Below are 16853 nucleotides of genomic sequence, written 5' to 3' on the forward strand. Positions count from 1 at the left end.
ATGCAGTTCCAAGCCCTCCCGGCCATGAAGGAGTACGCAGCAACACCACTGTCCAAGCCAAGGGAAGGAGCCGCCAAACCGCAACGGCCACCAACAGAAATGGGCCCCCGCAGGAGCCCATAAAAGGAAATTTGTACACGCTCAGCGGCCCACAAGCCCCTGAACAGGGAAAACACGTGCCCGAGGTGGGACTCGAACTGCATTCCAACCCTTGAAAACTCTGGGAATCCGCGAAAACATGCCGAATCCGGGTCAGTCCGGACAACATACTCCCCGATCCGAAGCCAAAGATGTTGACACTGTCAACAGCTCCCTTTTCGCCCAATTCCAAATCTTGTCGGCGATGCTACAGGGCAGCCCCTCTTGCTTTCTGCCGCTACTTGAAAAGCTTTCGGTCATTCTAGGAACAACCCAAGGAGCAGGGCATGGGCTGCACACACCGGTTCGAACGGGGGACGAATATGGCCATGCCGCCTTATATTGCCCAGCTACGTCAAAAAGTGTCAGCGCTGGTCGAAAAGTGAGCCATTTCGCGGGCTGAAAAGTGAGCCACGTTGACATTGGTTATTCTGCCGTATTTTCCGGTCTTGTCGAGGGCAAAGAGTCTGTCTGTGCGTGTTTGAGCCGATAGCTGGAGCCTTTGAGGGTGATGACTTCGGCGTGGTGGACGATGCGGTCGATCATGGCTGAGGCGACGACCTGGTCACCAAACACGTCGCCCCAGCGGGCGAACGGCAGGTTCGAGGTCAGGATCAGCGAGGCGTGTTCGTAGCGTGAGGAAACGAGCTGGAAGAACAGGTTCGCGGCGTCCTGCTCGAACGGAATGTAGCCGACCTCATCGACGATGATCAGCCCGTAGCGGCGCAGCCGGACCAGCTCCTGCGGCAACCTCCCACCCTGATGCGCAGCCTGGAGCCGGGCGACCCAGCCGATGGCGGTCGCGAACAGGACCCGGTGGCCGAGCTGGGTCGCGCGCAGCCCCAACCCGGTGGCGAGGTGGGTTTTGCCGGTTCCGGGCGGGCCGAGCAGGACGATGTTGGAGGCTTCGGTGAGGAACGCGCCGGTGGCCAGGTGCGCGATGGTGTCGCGTTTGAGGCCGGGCTGATGGTCGAAGCTGAAGTCCTCCAGCGACTTGCGGGCTGGAAACCCGGCCGCCCGGGCACGCATCTCGGCTCCGGAGGCTTCGCGGGCGGCGACTTCCCGGGACAGGACCGCGGCGAGGTATTCCTCATGGGTCCAGCCTCCGTCACGTGCCTGCTCCGCGAGCCTGGCTGCTGCTTCCCTGATCCTTGGTGCCTTCATGGCCCGGGAGTAGTACTCGATCTGGCCGGCGGTTTCCTTTGCTTCGGTCATCACGCGACCTGCCCGTCATCGAGCACGACACCGAACGCCCGGTCGTAGTCCGCCAGATCCCGCAGCCCGGCCGTGTCTGCGGTAGGTGCGGGGTTTTGGAAGGCTTTCCGCATGGTCCGGGCGGCCTCGACGTGGTCCGGGTCGGTGACGGTCAACCCGGCACTCCAGGACCTTGTGTGGTTCCCGACGCACCGCCCGTCCAGGCTGATCGTGACTGTTTCCAGGTCTCCGGTGACGTCGACGAACCTGCCGATCGCCTGCGGATGCACGGAGTAGTCGTTGGACCCCATCCGGACGTAGTAGTCCCGCGGGAGCCGGACCCGGGTCGCGAAGCCGGTCACGGGCGGAACCGGCGGCAACACCAGCATCGCCGCCTTATCTTGAGCGAGCAGTTCCGTTGGCCTGGCCCCGGTCCGCCGGACCAGCCGGGCATTAGCCAGCGGCAGCCACTGGCCAAGCTGGGCGTTGAAATCCTCCGGTGAGGTGAAGGTCCGGCCGGGCAGGAACGAGGTCTCCAGGAACTGGTTCGCCCGCTCCACCACGCCCTTGGTCTCCGGGTCGTAGGGTTTGACCTGCACTATCCTGGTCGCGAGGACCCCGGCGAACGCAGCCACGCCGGCGGCGTAGCTGTTCCGCCGGCCGATGCCGGCTTCGTTGTCCCAGATCAGCCGCCGTGGAACCGCCCCAAGGGATCCGATCAGGTCCCACATCCCGGCCAGCAGGTCCCCGGTCATCCGGGACGGGAGCATCCTGGCCATGATGAACCGCGAATGCGAGGACACCATCACCAGCACTGGCAAAACCCGCGGCTTCCCGCCCCCGACCGGTATCCGCACCTCGGGAAACCACAAATCGCACTGCGCCTGGTCCCCGGGTTCGTAACTGATCCGGTCCGCGGGATCTGCCGGGGCATACTCCGGCCGGATCCGGGCCACGTTCTCCCGGAACCATGCCGGGGACCCGGACCAGCCCACACGCTCCGCGAGCACCGTCGCCGGCATCCGCGGGTTCTCCCTCAACAGCGCACGGACCGCCGGTTCCACCGCCTTGATCCCGGAGTCCTGCGGGGCACGCACATAGGTTGGCGGCCGCTCAGCACGGACTGCCTTCGCGACGGTGTTCCGGGAAATCCCCAGCCGTGCCGCTATCGACCTCATCGATTCACCCTCGGCAAGATGCAACCGCCGAATAAGCGCCCAATCCTCCACTGTGATCACCCACCCAATCGTTTGGAAAAGGTGGCTCAGTTTTCAACCGTCACAATGGCTCAGTTTTCGACCGTCACCGACAAAAAGTTGGCCGTGAGCTGCTCTGGCTTCCCGGCGCTACCGCGATTGTTCTCGATAGCTCGAACGGACAGCCCGAAGTCCTGCTCGTACGTCGCAGCGACAACAACGAGTGGACCCCGGTGTCGGGATTCTCCGATCCAGGAGAGGACCCAGACATCACGGCGGTGCGCGAGGTGTTCGAAGAAACGACCGTACATGTGAAAGTGGATAGAGTCCTCTGGATTCAGGCTCTTCCAGAGTCGGAGTATGTCAACGGGGATAAGGTTCAGTACTTCGTCGTCGCCTTTAGCTGCAGCCGGGTCAGCGGCGAGGCCCGGATCGGAGATGACGAGTCCTCGGACGTGCGCTGGTGGAGGATTGATGAACTGCCGCCGATGCAGCAGCGATTCGTGGAACTGATTCAAGTCGCCAGCAAGAGCACACCGGGGGTGCTGTTAGGCGCGGAACGCCGACAACTGAACTAACCGACCGGCTCCGCCCTCAATCACTGCCAACACGAAACTCCGCCTGGGCTCGGGGTTTTCACAAGACGAGGGTGCAGGACGTACAACTAGTCGAGCGCGACGATGATCTTCTCGCCCTCGTAGAAGCCCTCACCATCCGCCTGAATCATTGCGCCGTTGTTGTCGATCAAATAACGCAGGATATCCCCCAAGGCCACGTAGCCATCCTCGTCGATGTCTGAGGTCGGCAGCTGGGCCGCGACGATGAACCGCGTATTTCGCAGATTCTTACTTTCTGGCCCCTGGAGGGGCGGCCTAATCGCCCCCGAGAAGCCTGACCTTCGCTTTGGTGAACTCTCCGTCGGTGAGTACGCCGTCTCGACGCAGCGCAGCCAACTTCGCGATCTCGTCGGCGGCGCTCGGTGCGTTCGTTGCAAGGGCCTGCATAGGCTTCTTCTTCGCCTCAAAAGATTTCCGGGAGATGAGGTCGACCGCTTCGCGCACCTTGTCGGTGGTCTCCAAGTTGAACTCAAACGTGTGGGCGGCTCCGCCGACATTCAGCGTGATCGATTTCAGTTTCGGTGCCAAAAGGTTCATCCCACCAGACAAGAAAGTTGCGGTAACGCCGCCCGGTGGGGCGATCGAGCCGTGCATGCTTACAGAGTTAACTTCGCTGTACAGAATCCTTTGCACGTCGTCAGCAACTCCTATGCCTAGCTTCCATTCTATGAAGTCGGGGTACAGCCTCAAGAAGCCCTTGACGCTGGTCAACTCCAAGATGAGTGTCGCTCGTTTGGCTTTCTCCTCGGCTGCCTTCGCGTCTCGCTTGGCTTTATCCTCGGCTGTCTTCGCCTCTCGCTTGGCTTTATCCTCAGCAGCCGCCTCCTTGTAGGTATTGACAATCGAATCCTTGGCAGCCGCCATACGTTCCTTGAAAGAAGCCATGTCCTCCCCTTCGGAGTCACACCCTAGAGATCCGGCCTAACACCACCAGCCGCGTCCGCTTTATGGAAAGCCAGCATAGTATGGCTCGCCATACGACCGGAAGGGAGGCCCTTGATACCGGAAACCCGGGCTGTACCGTGGCGTGAAGACTGCAGTCGAAAGCCACATGGACTCCATCCGGACTCAACCCGCCGAGGCTGCTCTCCGGCACGGGAGGGAACTTTGGGCAGACATGCTCTCTTCCACCGACTACCCCAGCGATGAAAGACGGCGAAGAGTACCTCCGCCACGCAGCTTTGGAGTAAGCCCCTCCCCTCCCCCGCGCTCCGAGACAGCCCCAAGGTTTACCCGGCAGCGTTGTTCATGAAACTTCGACCAACCGCTTTTGGCCGCAGTTCCGCCAATTTGAGGCCTTCCGCCGACGTTGCCTGACAGATATCAGGGGCGGTTGGCGGTGTCAACGCGCGAACGGGCGGGACGGGGCGCCGTTACCCCCCGGTCGCGCCGTAAGCGGCGGGTGTTGGAGTCGCATACTTTATCGTTCGGGCAACGTGTTGTCCCAATGGTCGCGCCAGTTTCCGTACAGTCCATCGTTCAGATCTGCAGAGGGCTTACGCCAATGGCGGCCGCTGGTCGGCAGGGGCGGGAGTCGATCCGGGTCCTGGGCAGGCGTGAAGGCGCCAGGGCGCGGGTTTGCCGAACCGTTTGGCGTCGGCTTTGTAGGTTGTTGCTGCTGTGGGAGCCGCACAGGAGTTGGCCGCTGTGGAAGCTCCTTTCTCTGCCGCTTGATGTACTCGAGGTCACTGCCGACATCTTTGAAACCAGCTGTGCCTTTGTGAATCTGGGAAAGGTCCAACATCTCGGTCTCCAGGCAGTACCTCCTCAGCAATGTCTCTTCTCCGGGGTATCCCGTACCTTCTGCCATGATGAGCGCGTGGCCGGCTTCAACCATCAGCTGGATTCTGGCCACTTCGCGGTTGGCCGGGGTAGCGGCCCTGCCGTAGACATTCGCCAGGGAGCTCCAGGTATGGAGCAGCGCATCGAGAAGGAATTCGTCTTTCAGCGTTTGGCGGACCTTTGAGTTGCTGAGCTCCAGAATGTCCATGACAAGCGCGTTGGGCATCGTCGCGGAGTGCCGGCCGCTAAGCCGCAGGAAGGCGTCGACCCTAGCGGCTGTAATGCCATAGGCCCTTAGCCAAGTGAGTACCGCCTGAGACTGCCCGGTGCCCGGTTGGCGTTCCTCGATGTAAGTCGCCGCGGTCCAGTTGATGAAGCGTGCATATGGGTGTGACTTCATGGTTACCTTCTGTGTCTGAGGGCGTCTGCGGCGCCCGGAAGTTTCGGATAAGGGCAAAAGAAAAGGACCGTCCAGGGGACGGTCCCTTTAGGGGTCCTGATTTTGAGGCTGACTTAGGGCGTAGAGGTTGGCTCCTTTCAGTGCTTAAAAGAAAAGAACCCCTGCTGTTGCAGAGGTTCGAAGGTTGTTGAGACAGTATGCCCCGTATGCCGTTACCAATTCAACGGCGATGATCACACGGCCTGAAGGCTGGCTATCAGACTGCCTATACGAATCATGATGGCGGGTCGTGTCAATAGGTTTTGGCTACGCGTAAAAGCACACGTTGGTATCTACTTCTTACGTTAGCAGTCGCTCCAAATTTAACTGTGCACGCAGATCATCAGCAGTGCTTCTGGCCTTCGCAAAGAGAAGACCCCTGCGGCAGGCAGGGGTCCTTCTTGAGCACTGCCCGATGTTCCCGCGATTTCCGTGTCACTTGCAAGTCGAGGGTTTGGGTGACTATCGCCGGGCAGATTCAGCGCCGCGGGTCGGTCTGCAGCTCCGGTCCTCGAGTGCTGCGGAATCGGATCTTGCGCTGGGAGGATACTTCGGCAGACACATAGGGACTCGCCAGAATTACATCGCCGTCGACGTCGTCGATAGCGTTGTACAGCCAATCTGCAGCGTTGGTGTAGACCAAACCTTCACTCACCACGATGACGGCCCCAAGGTGATTCGCCGGGAGTTTCGGCATTCGGCACGACCCGGGACAACTGCAGACCTAAGTGAGCGACAAGTACGTCAACTTAATCCACCTCGACGACGGATCGATGCTCCACCGCACCAAACATGAAAAATGTCAAGCTTTGTCAACACTCAGGGGTCAAACAGGCCTTTGACCTGCGGAACACTGTGCCCGAGGTGGGACTCGAACTGCATTCCTGGCCTTGAAAACACTGGGAAGTCCAGAAAACATACCGAATCCGAGCAAGTTCCCCCGATGTAGGACCCGAACCGGTGCCCAATCTGTTGACATTGTCAACGCCCTTTCCTGAGAGTTTGAGAAACTTCGTTCTACTGCCGCGGCATGGATCCTCGTGCCAGCGCCGCGGATGACGACATGGCTGGAGCCTGAGGGGTCAAGTGCCCTATCCGAGGGCCGCCTCCGAACGGCGAACCGAAGCACGTAGTCTAGGCCCCCTCTGGATGCTTCGCGCATCGATACGACCGAGAATGAAGCAACACGCGGACTGACCATCAGAAGAAGCGGCCGACTGCCGCTGCTTCACCGCATACTTGACTCGTGAAAAAAGACGAGTACTTCGCGCACCAAGCTGTTACCAAGGCGAGTATCGACAAGGTCATGCAGAGTCAGCAACCGCTGGCGGTCTCAGAGGTTGCGCGTCTGCGGCGGGTCAACCCTGACAAATCCCCCGCAGAACTCGCATCACACCTCAACCGTTCCTTTCTCCGTGAAGTCAGAAGAATTGGCGCGGCCGCTGGCGCCGCGACGATTGGCCAAAGGGCCCCCGGCGATCCACGGGAGCTCCGGCAGGCTTCGGCCTTGTACATGCTCACCTTGGCCGAGATTCACAGCCTGCACCCCGAAGACTTCGAGCGGCGAACCCAACTGCTGGAATTTGTCCTCGCAGGAAACGTACTCTCCCGTGCCACCACCTCGGAACCGGTGAAGAGCCGCACCGTGCCCCATTTGGCGAAGAAGCTTATCGACTCGATTCCCATGTCAGCGATCAACAGAGCCAACGATGTCCTCGGCCCGGAGTTCGTGACCGAGTTATTCCTCGGCCAGCGGCTCCCCCCTGTCATCGGAGGCAGCATCGGCGCAGGCGGATACTACCTGTCCGGGTGGATCATGATCATGACCGCGAAGAAGATCCTTGACCCACCTCCCGAGTCATGGGATGGCCCCCAGTCCAGTGAAACAGGCCCGGAAGAACGGCGGTATCCGTAGCGGGCTGCGAAGGCAATTCGTGGTTCGAAGCGCGCCTCACTGCATACCCGGCGCGGGACATCAGCCACGGGGTGCTCATCGCGAACGATCCATTCTTGCTCGCTCAGGGCATCGATGCGGACTGAATCGTGCCTTGCCAAGGAATGGTTGCGAGGCACGAGCAGCATCTTGGGATCGTTCATGAGCGTGACCAGGGTCAAGTCATCATGCTCGATGGGTTGCCAGGGGTAGTTTAGGAGCGTCAGTTCGATGTCCCGCCGACCGCCGCTTGAGCAGGCCTTCCCGACGGGCTGTTATGACTGTGACGCCCCCTTCGTGGCGGGACCGGAACGCGAGCACCATTTCCGACATCAGGGACGTTCCGACCGTGAGGAATGTCCCCAGCCGCAACTGGCCCCGCCGAAGGCCGGCAAACTCTTCCATCTCGGCCCGGGCAGCGTCAATGGTCCTGTCAATGTCGTCCGCATACCCCCGAAGGGCCTGTCCTGTCTCGGTGAGCACCGCTCCCTTCGGGTGCCGCTCCACAAGCGCAGCACCGACTTCGTGTTCGAGTTTCGCTATTTGCTGTGAGACGGCTGAGGTTGTGAAGGAGAGTGCCTCGGTGGCGCCCCTCGGCGAACAACGGACACTCCCGCCCGTTTGCGGTCCATCAAGAAAGTGCAGTAGCGGAGTGTCGTCGGCGCGCCGGCGTCGGTCGTGACAGGTCGGGGAGGATTTCGATGGTCCGACGATGAGCCCGCGTGAAGCTACGGCCGCCATCGCAATAATTTTACGAGCATGTCCAAATTAGAGATCGTCAGGACCTGGATCATCCGTCATAGTCAACATGTAGTCGAACATGACGTCGTCCATGACTGCCATGCCAGACTGCTCGACCACCTTCTTGATCTCATCCGGAAGTCTCGCGGCAGTGTAAACGGCATAAATGTTGTGCTCGACCCTGTGAACATGGGCACGGTCCCATGAACCTCTCGCGATGAGACTGTTGTTGATCACCTCTTCAAATCTGGCCTGCCTGCTGACTTGCGCCGACATACTTCCAAATTCGAGTGTTTCTTTGCGTTCCAATATCTGATCCAAGGAATCGTTTACGGCCTCTGCATGAGACTTGTGGCTTTCCACTAGCTTCAAGATCTGCTGATTGATATCCTCAAGTTTGCGTTCTTCATCCGTCATCACTGGCACATAGGCGTAAACGTTGGAGGCGATATGCTCGATAACGTCCTCAAGTTTCGGCCACTGAGTCTCGAACGACTCCTCCAGGACTTTCTCAACAACGGGCTGACTTCTGGCATCATTCAGTGATCCAACTAGCTTCCGCACTTCTGACTTTCGCAGCAGTGGATTATTTAGTACACGAGATTGAAAATTTTTCAGTGGGCTGTTGATCGCGCCACGATCGACATCAATCAGAAGCGGAACAACATTCGAAGAGTTGTCCAGAGACTTCCAGAGAGCCCCAGCTTCATAATTGATCCATGGCCTATTCTGGTTCTCGGCTGTGGTGCAGATGATTCCATAATGAGCTTCTTGGAGCTGATCGTGTATGGCCTGCATGGACATCGTCCCCGAATCAATGTCCACATCGCTCACCCAGGGTTCAAGATCATGAATCACGAAGGGAAGCCAGCCCTTGAGTTCGAGAGCGAAATCGCGTGACTTTTCTCCGGACCAGCTGATAAAAACCTTCAAGAACTACTCCCTCACAAGATACCTCCGTAAGACTATCAACGAGTGTTTAGCTCTGCTCATCCGCCTTGAACGTGTCTCGCCCGGAAATGTGCCGCCAGATGACGTGGTCAGGGTATTCACGTCGGGCCGGCGCCCCGCTAGTCCGGGCTCAGAGGGCGATGAGTCTCACAACGTGCTTCGACCTGCTCTTGGAGCTTGGGTCTACGGCATCGTCGACGCGATTGCAGCCGCCGAACGCTTGTATGCACCTGACTTGTTCCGTTGATGGTGGTGGTCTGCCGCGGGATCTGAAGTCTTGTAGCGGCCAGGGTGTCAGCCGCCATAGGTCCGCACGCTCCTTGCCGCCCATTTCGTTCAGGTTGACTCACAGATAGCCTGCCGCGCCGCTGACACCCGCCCGGGGCGTGGCTCGACAGAGGCATGCAAACACTACAAGTCGGGGTGCCCGCCACGGATGATCCACCACCTCCATTGGCGAAAGGAACCCGGACACAACCGTTATCGGCATCGACCCGCAAGAATCCTCCGCTACCGCCGCAGCTATAGATTCCAGAGGCTGTCAGCTCTCGGTGCGACGTTTCGTGGTCACGCAGGCACTGCCGAGCAACTGCTGGGCTGGGCCGCGCAGTGCCGAACGCGGATTCGCTGTTGAGGGCGCGAACGGCCTCGGTCGCCGAGTTACCCAAGCCCCTATGCGCCGAGGCCTCCACGTCGCAAACGGCTTCAGTCGGCGAAGGTAGTCGTCCCACAGATGTCGGTACCCCTCATTACGCTTGAAGGGTGACTTCAAATGATCCGCTTCGCGAGACTAACTCCATCCTCAACTCGGCCACGTCCACCAGTCTTGCCAGTGTGGGGGCAACGATGGACGCGTCGCCTCTCTTGGCGAAGCCCTTCATGTTTGACATTAGCTCCCTCATGCCCGACTTCAACAAGATGATGTCGCCACTACTTGCAGACATCTCGAAGACCGTGGCATCGGCGATGGAAATGGCATACCCGTCGGCCCAGCTGGCCGGCATCCAGAAGATGATCATCGACGCTTCCGGCGTGAATAACGTCGCGAAGATGTTCCTCGACTCCAACACCGAGATGATGCGCGGACTCTATCCTTCGCTCCACATGGTGGCTGGCTTGGGCTTGCAAGAGCAGTTCCAATTGCCTGTTGTAGCACTTACCAAATCCTTGGCTGCGTCCATCGACACGTCCTACATCAACATGGTCCTGGCCGACGGATTCCGCGCCGAACTAGCTGAGCAGCATCTTGATGACCTAACCGATGACTTCTTCGAGAATCACCCCGACCTCGCGGAATCCATCGAAGAGCTTCCCGCCCTATATGCGCTTTCTAGGACCGACCGAACGGTTGTGATCTGGTTCGTGCGCTTCGCAGTAATGATGGCAGTCACGTGCGTCATCTTGAACATCAACACGGAGTATCCCGACCTGGAAAAGATTGTCGCCGCACTTGGTATCAGCGGAGGATGGGAAGTAGGTAAGAAGGCTGGCGAGTTCACCGGTAAGGCGCTGGATAACTTGCCGCAGGTTGAGGAGCCTTAGCCCAAACCGTCGATGGCGGACTGTGTCATAGCACCCAGCGCGTCAGCCGCACCGCCGGCTGTGCCAAGTGCAATGAGCTCCAAGGACTTGAAGAGAAGGTTCTTGATGCGGTTCTGGTTCGGCTCTGGAGCCGAGGCTTCTTCTTCAAGCTCCGCTATTACGTGTACGGCTTCATCGTGGCTGTCTTCGGGAACACCAAGGATCGGCAGCATCTGACGAAACGCAGTGGCGACCTTACGAGCCTCATCAACCTGCGCAGCAGTGAGGGTGTTGCTTTGCACGGCGCCAGGACTGTTTAGAGCGAAGTTCATCCCCATTTATTGGAGTCCAGGCCTGAATGTAGCCCTTGTCCTTCAACCACTTGGCCGTACGTGTGATCTCATCGTCGGTGTATGCAAGGCCTAGATAGCTGCCCACGGGATCGGCCTTAAAAGACACAAAGTCTATCGGTTCCTCCCCCGCGAGGTACTGATCGTAGAGCCAGTTGAGGAGTGCAGTTTTTAGTGACGAAGCTCGTTGGCGAGGGTTGCTCCGCTTCGCCTGGAACTCCAAGGCAACATCAATGCCCTCCTGAGTAATAAGGATTTCGTCCACGCCGGCAGCACTCGCCTCAAAGTAGAGCCAGCCAGCAGCCATCAGTGCAGTGAAGTCGCTTCGGAGTGCGGAGACATCAATCCCCCAGTCGTGCCCCTCGTTGTACAGGCCGGCTGTGGGAATCTGGCGTCGCTTCCAGCCTTCTGACAGCCGATAGATCTCGCCAACGAGATGCAGCTGCCGAAGCGTTGATGGGGACTTTGCAGCGACTTCCAGATCGACCATTTACTTTAGACACCTAACGTGCGTGGATCAGTACTTGATCGGAAGCCTACCTGCGGGGCCGACACCTTTAGTCGCATCTTTTTCCTCGCACGGTCAAACGGCCGTAGTGAACGGACAAAAAAGAAAGCACCAGAACTCCGACACCTTCTACTGAACACCAGTCAGCCCCAGCGCCGGCCCCGTTTGCCCCAGTCGGCATGGCGGCCCCCGCCGGCACACCGCGCCGTAGCATCCATGCGACCCCCGGCATTGTTGCGGCTGGTGTCAGAAGCGAGATGCACCGCTGTTGGGGGGACGGTCGCAGCAGCCATGAAACGGCAGGAACGAGTCGATCCAAACCTTGTCGGTGCTCGCTGCTATGTTGAGAGTTCAACCTCAGGGATCTTAGCCTTGATCCACCGACGGGCTGGTTGAGGGCCCCCGGGATTTGGTTTGGCCGGGAGGGTCGGGGTCGGGGCATGGCGGATTGCCCGGCCCCGCTGCCGGTGGTGTTCCACTGTGGTCCTTGGTCGTTTCGGTACGGGGTGGCGGGTCAGGTCTTTGCCGGCCGCGGGAAGATCCGGTTGAACAGGTCCGTCCAGGCGGTTTCCCAGGGCCAGTTGGCGGGCAGGTGGAGGCGCAGCTTCCGGGCGGAGGAGGCGATTCTGGCCGGGACGCTGATCAGTTTGCGGCGGACCGTTGCGGTCCGGGCTTTGGCCAGCCCGTTCCCTGCCGCTGTTGCGGCGGCGCGGGTGAGGTTGAACGCCATGGCGGCCAGGACCAGCCAGGCCGCGTTGGCCGTGAAAACACCTGAGGGTAAATGAGCCAGTGCGCTGTCCTTCAGATCGGCGTTGACCTGCTCGATGATCGCGTGCCCGCGGTGGGCCCTATCGGCGGCCACGGTGTCCAGGGTGCCGGTGGTGAAAAACGCGTGGAACCGGTAGGTCTGGAAGATCGTCGGCTGTCCGGCGCCGGCGTGCGGGTTCAGGTCCGGGATCCTGCGGACGACCAGGCGCCCGGTGACGCGTTCGCCCTGTTTGCGGGAACTGAACGCGGTGAACGGTGTTTCGGCGACTTCGGCGGAGGAGATCCACCGGTCCGCGGCCTCATCGAAGACCGCATCGGTGTACTGGATCGGCGTCCAGGCGGCCTCCCCGATTCCCGTGATGGCCTTCCTGATGGCCGGGTCCATGCGGGCCGTGACGGAAACCGCGGCACCGGCTTTGGCAGCGGCGGCCACGGTGGCGTACCCGTAGAACGCCGAGTCCGCACGCAACAGCACCGTGCCGGCGGCCCCGCCACGGATGCGTTTGAGGGTGGCCAGGGTATCGGCGACCAGCCGGGCCGCGCCGCGGGGCGAACCGGCCGAGCCCTTCCGCAGCCGCTGGGCGAGGATGACCGGTGCCGTGTCCTTCGTGCTGACGGTGGCCAGCAGCGCGTTCAGGCCCCGGACCCCGGAGTAGCCGTAGCCGGAACCCTGCTTCTGGTATCCGTGGACCTCGATGATCGTGTCGTCCACGTCAACGAAGGTGTATTCCCCGGCGCTGTTGCCGATCAGCGGTGCCTGTGCCGCCAGATTCCTCAGGAACCGGGAGGCGACCGCGTCCAGCTGGCGGACGTGCCCGAACGTGAAGGAACGCAGGAACGAGCCCAGCGTCGAGGGCGCGTAACAGGCCTTGAAGAGCCTGCCCATGCCGCCGTGGCGCAGCAGGGCCATGTCATCGATGGAATCCGCGCCGGCAACCATCCCGGCGACCAGCGACGCCACTTTCAGCCCGGCGTTGGAGCCCTTGTCCGTCGGCACGCTCAGCCACTCATCGGCCAGGCCGCCGAGTCCGGCTTCGAGGGCCAGTCCCATGACCGGGACCAGGCCGGCGGCCGACACAAGGTTGGGCTCGTCGAAGGAAACTGACAAGGACGCGCCGGTATGGGAAAGTTGCATCTACGAGATGCCTCTCTTTTCGGTGAAAAGGTGTTCTAGACAAACCCCATTTTCCGCGACAAGACAGGCATTCTCGGTTTAAACCGCCGACAGCGCCCCGATCAGCATCGGTGGATCAAGGCTTAGGCGCGCACGCGCAAGGAGTATAGAGACAACCATGGCTGGGACCACCAAGGATGCGCAGTGCGCGGAGCCACACACGACGGCCTGGCGTGTCGCCAACGACCTTCGAGGGAGCCTGGACGGTTGGGACTTCAAAAGCTATGGCTCCCCGCGTTCTTCCAACGGTTCTTTTGGACTGAGCAATCAAGGGGATAAGTAGATGGCCGAGTCTGTCTCGTCCTGGCTTGCAGGATTGAACTCGCTCTACACACCGCTACCTACTCATTTCGACGCCGCAAAGAGCCATAGGGCCTCCATCGAGGCGCGACTCGACTACGTCATCGGCGTCCATCGCATGTTTGAGATCGGCTCGCTTCGCCAAGGTACTGGCGTCTGGCAGTTCAGTGATGCCGACTACCTCGCTTCCTTGAAAGGCATTCGGCCGGCATCCTCAACGACCGTGCTTAACAAGGTTCGCGAGGCTCTAATGGCTCGATTCCCGACTACGACGATCTCAGTTCGCAGTCCAGCGGTCGTGTGCCGTTTCTCGGACTGCGAGATCGAAGTTGTGCCAGGCTATGTGACCGATGCGACCAGCGGATATGGGTACTGGATTGCAGACCCTACGTTGCCTGGTGGGTGGATGAAGACCTACCCAGCAGCCCACAACGAGTATGTGAATACCGTGAACAGGAAGTTCAACGGCGGCGTCAAGACCCTCGCGCGACAACTCAAGGTCTGGAAGTACAAGCGGCAAGTGCCCATCTCGTCTTGTTACTTGGAAATGCGCGCCGCAAAGTACATGGAGGGACAGCAGTCGTACATCCAGATCTATGATCTATACCTCGGGTTGAGCAATCTCCACACAGCCAGCCTGGCTGCTATGAATGATCCAACCGGGCTTGGCTCACGGTTCACGGCTTGTTCCTCTGACGCAACCAGGGCCGACGCCCTCTCCAAGCTCTCGACTGCCGTCAGCAGGGCAAGTAAGGCACTCGACCACTACAAGCAAGGCAATGAGGCCATGGCTATCGAGCAGTTGAAGCTGCTGTTCAACAGGTGAGCTCAACAGACCCGTCTTACCGCCCCCCATCAGCAAACGATGTTGCGAAGGCACAGAACCTTGATGCCAACCTAAAGCTGTTACTCGCTCAGCGGCGGCTCTACTCAAAGACGAAGATTTGGACGAGCGTTCGTGGGGTGGGAGTTGGCGTCGTAGCGATCGGCGCGCCGATTCTGACCGCTATCTGGCCAGAGGCTGCGGTCCCCGCGGCTACCGTGGCCGCAGTCTGGTACGTCCTAAATCATGTTCTCTTCAAATTCTTGGAGCGTCGTGGCGCAACGCGCGCGGCGACCATACAGGAGCAATTTGATACAACGATCTTCGGAATGCCGACAATCGCAGTGCGAGAACTGCGCGTGCTTCCTGAAGACATATCGCAGCTCACCGGTGCTGGGGCTGGCGCAAGAGCGAGCAGACGCTATGCCTACTCGATAGAGAGACTCCGCGATTGGTATTCGATTCAGAAGAATGTGCCTGGCGCCGTCGCTATCGCGATTGCCCAACGCGGTAACGTCGCGTATTCCCGACGGCTCCTTGACCGAAACGCGGCCCTGTGGCTTGGCCTGCTGGTCACGTGGGCGATTATGGCGGTAACAATCTCCATTACTAGCGGCTTCAGCCTGGCGACCTTCTTGCTGGTCGTTGCCATCCCGGTCATGCCCCCTCTCCTGGACGCTTGGGATGAGTTTCAAAAAGTGCGTGCCGCTGGACGCGAGAGAGAGGCACTCGCTAACGAAATCCAGGACGCAATCTCTACCAATCGCACCGCGCCGATTCAGCCAGAGCAACTCGTCGCATGGCAGTCGCAGCTCTTTGCGCTTCGACGAGATGCACCACTTGTTCCTGACTGGCTCTACAACCTACTTCGTGATCGAAACGAAACTGAAATGTCGGACGCCGCCCGAGCACTCGGTGAGGACGCCCAGACAAGGAAAGAAGATGTCGAATGAGCGGACTCAGCGTAGCTAACAAGACGTACCTCGAAGCCCTTCTCGGCATGACGAGTGGATACGTTCTTGACTTCTCGAACGCCTCGTTCGCGAATTTCTTTCGTGAACTCAACATCGATATCTACGATGCTGAACGCTACCCCGGATTCGGCGATTCAAAGGCAAATAGGATCCGTGCTCTCTGGAAGAGCGGATCCGACATAGAGGTTGCCACCTCCCTGCATGCACTCGCCGAGTACCTCGATGTCAAGAAAGCAGCAGCTGCTTTGGGAGCCGACATCACTGATGAGCAGGTTGTACGAATAGATGACATCGCGCGCAGCTTGAGCAGCACGCGGGCGGAAGATGCGAAGACCCCGTTAGCTGGTGGCGTACACGCTAGCTTCACTACGGAGGCGACAGTCGCGGCCAATAAGATTCAGATCGAGATCCACGAGGACATCTACAACCATATTGACCAGTATCTAGTCAACGGCGACTACTTTCACGCGGTTGAGGAGTCGTACAAGCTCGTGCGAGAAAAGCTCCGCGAGAAGACCGGCAGCGAGAAGGCCACGGATGCATTTGCAGCGTCGAACCAGGAGAAGATTTTTGGTCATGCTAGCCGCAACCCCGCCGAGAAAGACTTCTATGATGGAGTTAAGTATCTGAACATGTCGATTCAATTCCTGCGCAACGAGAAAGCCCACACTCCCGCAACGCCGCTTGAGTCGAACCTCGCTCTGCACTACATCTCGCTCGCAAGTCTCGCCTACGATCTGATCACACGCTACGTAAGCGATGAAGTGATTGCGGAGGTCGAAGGTATTATCCACGCCAAGCGACGCAGCCTCTCAGCCTCTGCTTTTTATCGAGTATTTGAAGGTGGACGATGGCTCGATAGCATCAGCCTGCCAGAGGAATTGAAGTCGGCCTCGGTGCGCCGGGTGCTCAAGGAAAAATGGCTTGCGGAAGCTGATTTCACCCGTAGCTACGACCATAGCAACGTCATGCTGATGAGGCTCGAAGTTATTGCTGAAGAACTAACCAAAGCTGATCTCGATGATCTTATCGAGCGTCCAACGGTGGACACCCACGGTAATAATCAGGAAGCAGGCATGTTGCCATTCATGGAATACATGCGTGCGAAGCACCCGGACAAGATGTCCTCGAAAGTGGAGCGCTGGATCGAGGACAAGCTTCGCGAATATACGCAGCGATGAAGGCACGCCATCGTCGTCTACGGTAGTATCCGGGCCGAAGGGCCTGCGATGTCTCGAGCTGATCTTCCAAAGCGTGTTGCCGCGTGCCCAACCTTGCGATTTACGATGTGGACGGAACCGTAATACCGCGACAACAGTCCCCAGTCATGTCAAGGTAAAACGAAGCAAGCCCTGCAGAAAATCCGCGGGTCCCGCGGACTGTCTAGGTCCGTGACCTAAGCGTCCCGGAGTGCCACGCAGCGGAGCGTCTGTTAATGCCTGAC

At 59.4% G+C, this 16853-nt stretch carries 17 protein-coding genes; 6 read left to right on the forward strand and 11 right to left on the reverse strand.

The window, feature by feature from the left end:
• Positions 1-564 precede the first annotated feature (564 nt).
• Both istB and istA read right to left on the reverse strand, forming a co-directional pair.
• Complete coding sequence (istB, locus tag ACVWZ7_RS02040) at positions 565-1353, reverse strand: IS21-like element helper ATPase IstB (RefSeq protein ID WP_456506790.1); 789 nt, start codon at positions 1351-1353, stop codon at positions 565-567.
• A complete protein-coding gene (gene istA, locus ACVWZ7_RS02045; protein ID WP_456506791.1) occupies positions 1353-2570 on the reverse strand; it encodes an IS21 family transposase in 1218 nt (405 codons plus the stop codon). Before istA ends, istB begins: the two co-directional genes overlap by 1 nt.
• Positions 2571-2686: 116 nt before the next feature.
• On the opposite strand from istA, the gene ACVWZ7_RS02050 reads away from it, so the two are divergent.
• Positions 2687-3106, forward strand: a complete 420-nt coding sequence (locus ACVWZ7_RS02050; protein WP_456509052.1) for an NUDIX domain-containing protein — start codon at positions 2687-2689, stop codon at positions 3104-3106.
• A gap of 294 nt (positions 3107-3400) precedes the next feature.
• On the opposite strand, the gene ACVWZ7_RS02055 is transcribed toward ACVWZ7_RS02050, so the two are convergent.
• The 3 genes from ACVWZ7_RS02055 to ACVWZ7_RS02065 all read right to left on the reverse strand — a co-directional run bounded on the left by ACVWZ7_RS02055 (position 3401) and on the right by ACVWZ7_RS02065 (position 6021).
• Positions 3401-4030 (reverse strand): hypothetical protein, encoded by a 630-nt coding sequence (locus tag ACVWZ7_RS02055; protein ID WP_456506792.1) that lies wholly within the window; start codon positions 4028-4030, stop codon positions 3401-3403.
• 535 nt (positions 4031-4565) lie between these two features.
• Positions 4566-5327: a hypothetical protein gene (locus tag ACVWZ7_RS02060; RefSeq protein WP_456506793.1), complete on the reverse strand. Its 762-nt coding sequence runs from the start codon at positions 5325-5327 to the stop codon at positions 4566-4568.
• A gap of 517 nt (positions 5328-5844) precedes the next feature.
• Complete coding sequence (locus ACVWZ7_RS02065) at positions 5845-6021, reverse strand: hypothetical protein (protein ID WP_456506794.1); 177 nt, start codon at positions 6019-6021, stop codon at positions 5845-5847.
• Between the two features lie 591 nt (positions 6022-6612).
• Here ACVWZ7_RS02065 and ACVWZ7_RS02070 point away from each other — a divergent pair.
• The gene (locus ACVWZ7_RS02070; protein WP_456509166.1) at positions 6613-7281 is read left to right on the forward strand and encodes a hypothetical protein; all 669 of its coding nucleotides are present in this window, start codon (positions 6613-6615) and stop codon (positions 7279-7281) included.
• On the opposite strand, the gene ACVWZ7_RS02075 is transcribed toward ACVWZ7_RS02070, so the two are convergent.
• From ACVWZ7_RS02075 to ACVWZ7_RS02085, 3 genes are read right to left on the reverse strand one after another with little or no spacing between them, the layout of a single operon-like run.
• Positions 7164-7463, reverse strand: a complete 300-nt coding sequence (locus ACVWZ7_RS02075) for a LysR substrate-binding domain-containing protein (protein WP_456509053.1) — start codon at positions 7461-7463, stop codon at positions 7164-7166. The genes ACVWZ7_RS02070 and ACVWZ7_RS02075 overlap by 118 nt on opposite strands.
• Positions 7464-7485: 22 nt before the next feature.
• Entirely contained in the window at positions 7486-8040 is a 555-nt protein-coding gene (locus ACVWZ7_RS02080) for a LysR family transcriptional regulator (RefSeq protein ID WP_456506795.1), read from the reverse strand.
• Between the two features lie 27 nt (positions 8041-8067).
• Positions 8068-8973, reverse strand: a complete 906-nt coding sequence (locus ACVWZ7_RS02085; RefSeq protein WP_456506796.1) for a toll/interleukin-1 receptor domain-containing protein — start codon at positions 8971-8973, stop codon at positions 8068-8070.
• A 780-nt stretch (positions 8974-9753) separates the two neighbouring features.
• On the opposite strand from ACVWZ7_RS02085, the gene ACVWZ7_RS02090 reads away from it, so the two are divergent.
• On the forward strand, positions 9754-10533 hold the full coding sequence (locus ACVWZ7_RS02090) for a hypothetical protein (protein ID WP_456506797.1): 780 nt from the start codon (positions 9754-9756) through the stop codon (positions 10531-10533).
• Here the strand turns inward: ACVWZ7_RS02090 and ACVWZ7_RS02095 are convergent.
• The 3 genes from ACVWZ7_RS02095 to ACVWZ7_RS02105 form a co-directional block, all read right to left on the reverse strand.
• Positions 10530-10814, reverse strand: coding sequence for a hypothetical protein (locus ACVWZ7_RS02095; protein WP_456506798.1), 285 nt, complete (start codon positions 10812-10814; stop codon positions 10530-10532). The two genes, ACVWZ7_RS02090 and ACVWZ7_RS02095, sit on opposite strands and share 4 nt — an antisense overlap.
• Positions 10780-11352: a hypothetical protein gene (locus ACVWZ7_RS02100; protein WP_456506799.1), complete on the reverse strand. Its 573-nt coding sequence runs from the start codon at positions 11350-11352 to the stop codon at positions 10780-10782. The genes ACVWZ7_RS02095 and ACVWZ7_RS02100 overlap by 35 nt, the downstream gene beginning before the upstream one ends.
• 532 nt (positions 11353-11884) lie before the next feature.
• Complete coding sequence (locus ACVWZ7_RS02105; RefSeq protein WP_456506800.1) at positions 11885-13273, reverse strand: IS1380 family transposase; 1389 nt, start codon at positions 13271-13273, stop codon at positions 11885-11887.
• A 322-nt stretch (positions 13274-13595) separates the two neighbouring features.
• Here ACVWZ7_RS02105 and ACVWZ7_RS02110 point away from each other — a divergent pair, with 322 nt between their 5' ends.
• From ACVWZ7_RS02110 to ACVWZ7_RS02120, 3 genes are read left to right on the forward strand one after another with little or no spacing between them, the layout of a single operon-like run.
• Positions 13596-14438: an SMODS domain-containing nucleotidyltransferase gene (locus tag ACVWZ7_RS02110; RefSeq protein ID WP_456506801.1), complete on the forward strand. Its 843-nt coding sequence runs from the start codon at positions 13596-13598 to the stop codon at positions 14436-14438.
• The gene (locus ACVWZ7_RS02115; protein ID WP_456506802.1) at positions 14435-15388 is read left to right on the forward strand and encodes an S-4TM family putative pore-forming effector; all 954 of its coding nucleotides are present in this window, start codon (positions 14435-14437) and stop codon (positions 15386-15388) included. The genes ACVWZ7_RS02110 and ACVWZ7_RS02115 overlap by 4 nt, the downstream gene beginning before the upstream one ends.
• Complete coding sequence (locus ACVWZ7_RS02120; protein WP_456506803.1) at positions 15385-16590, forward strand: TIGR02391 family protein; 1206 nt, start codon at positions 15385-15387, stop codon at positions 16588-16590. The genes ACVWZ7_RS02115 and ACVWZ7_RS02120 overlap by 4 nt, the downstream gene beginning before the upstream one ends.
• Positions 16591-16853 lie beyond the last annotated feature (263 nt).

It is taken from the genome of Arthrobacter sp. TE12232, assembly GCF_054062615.1.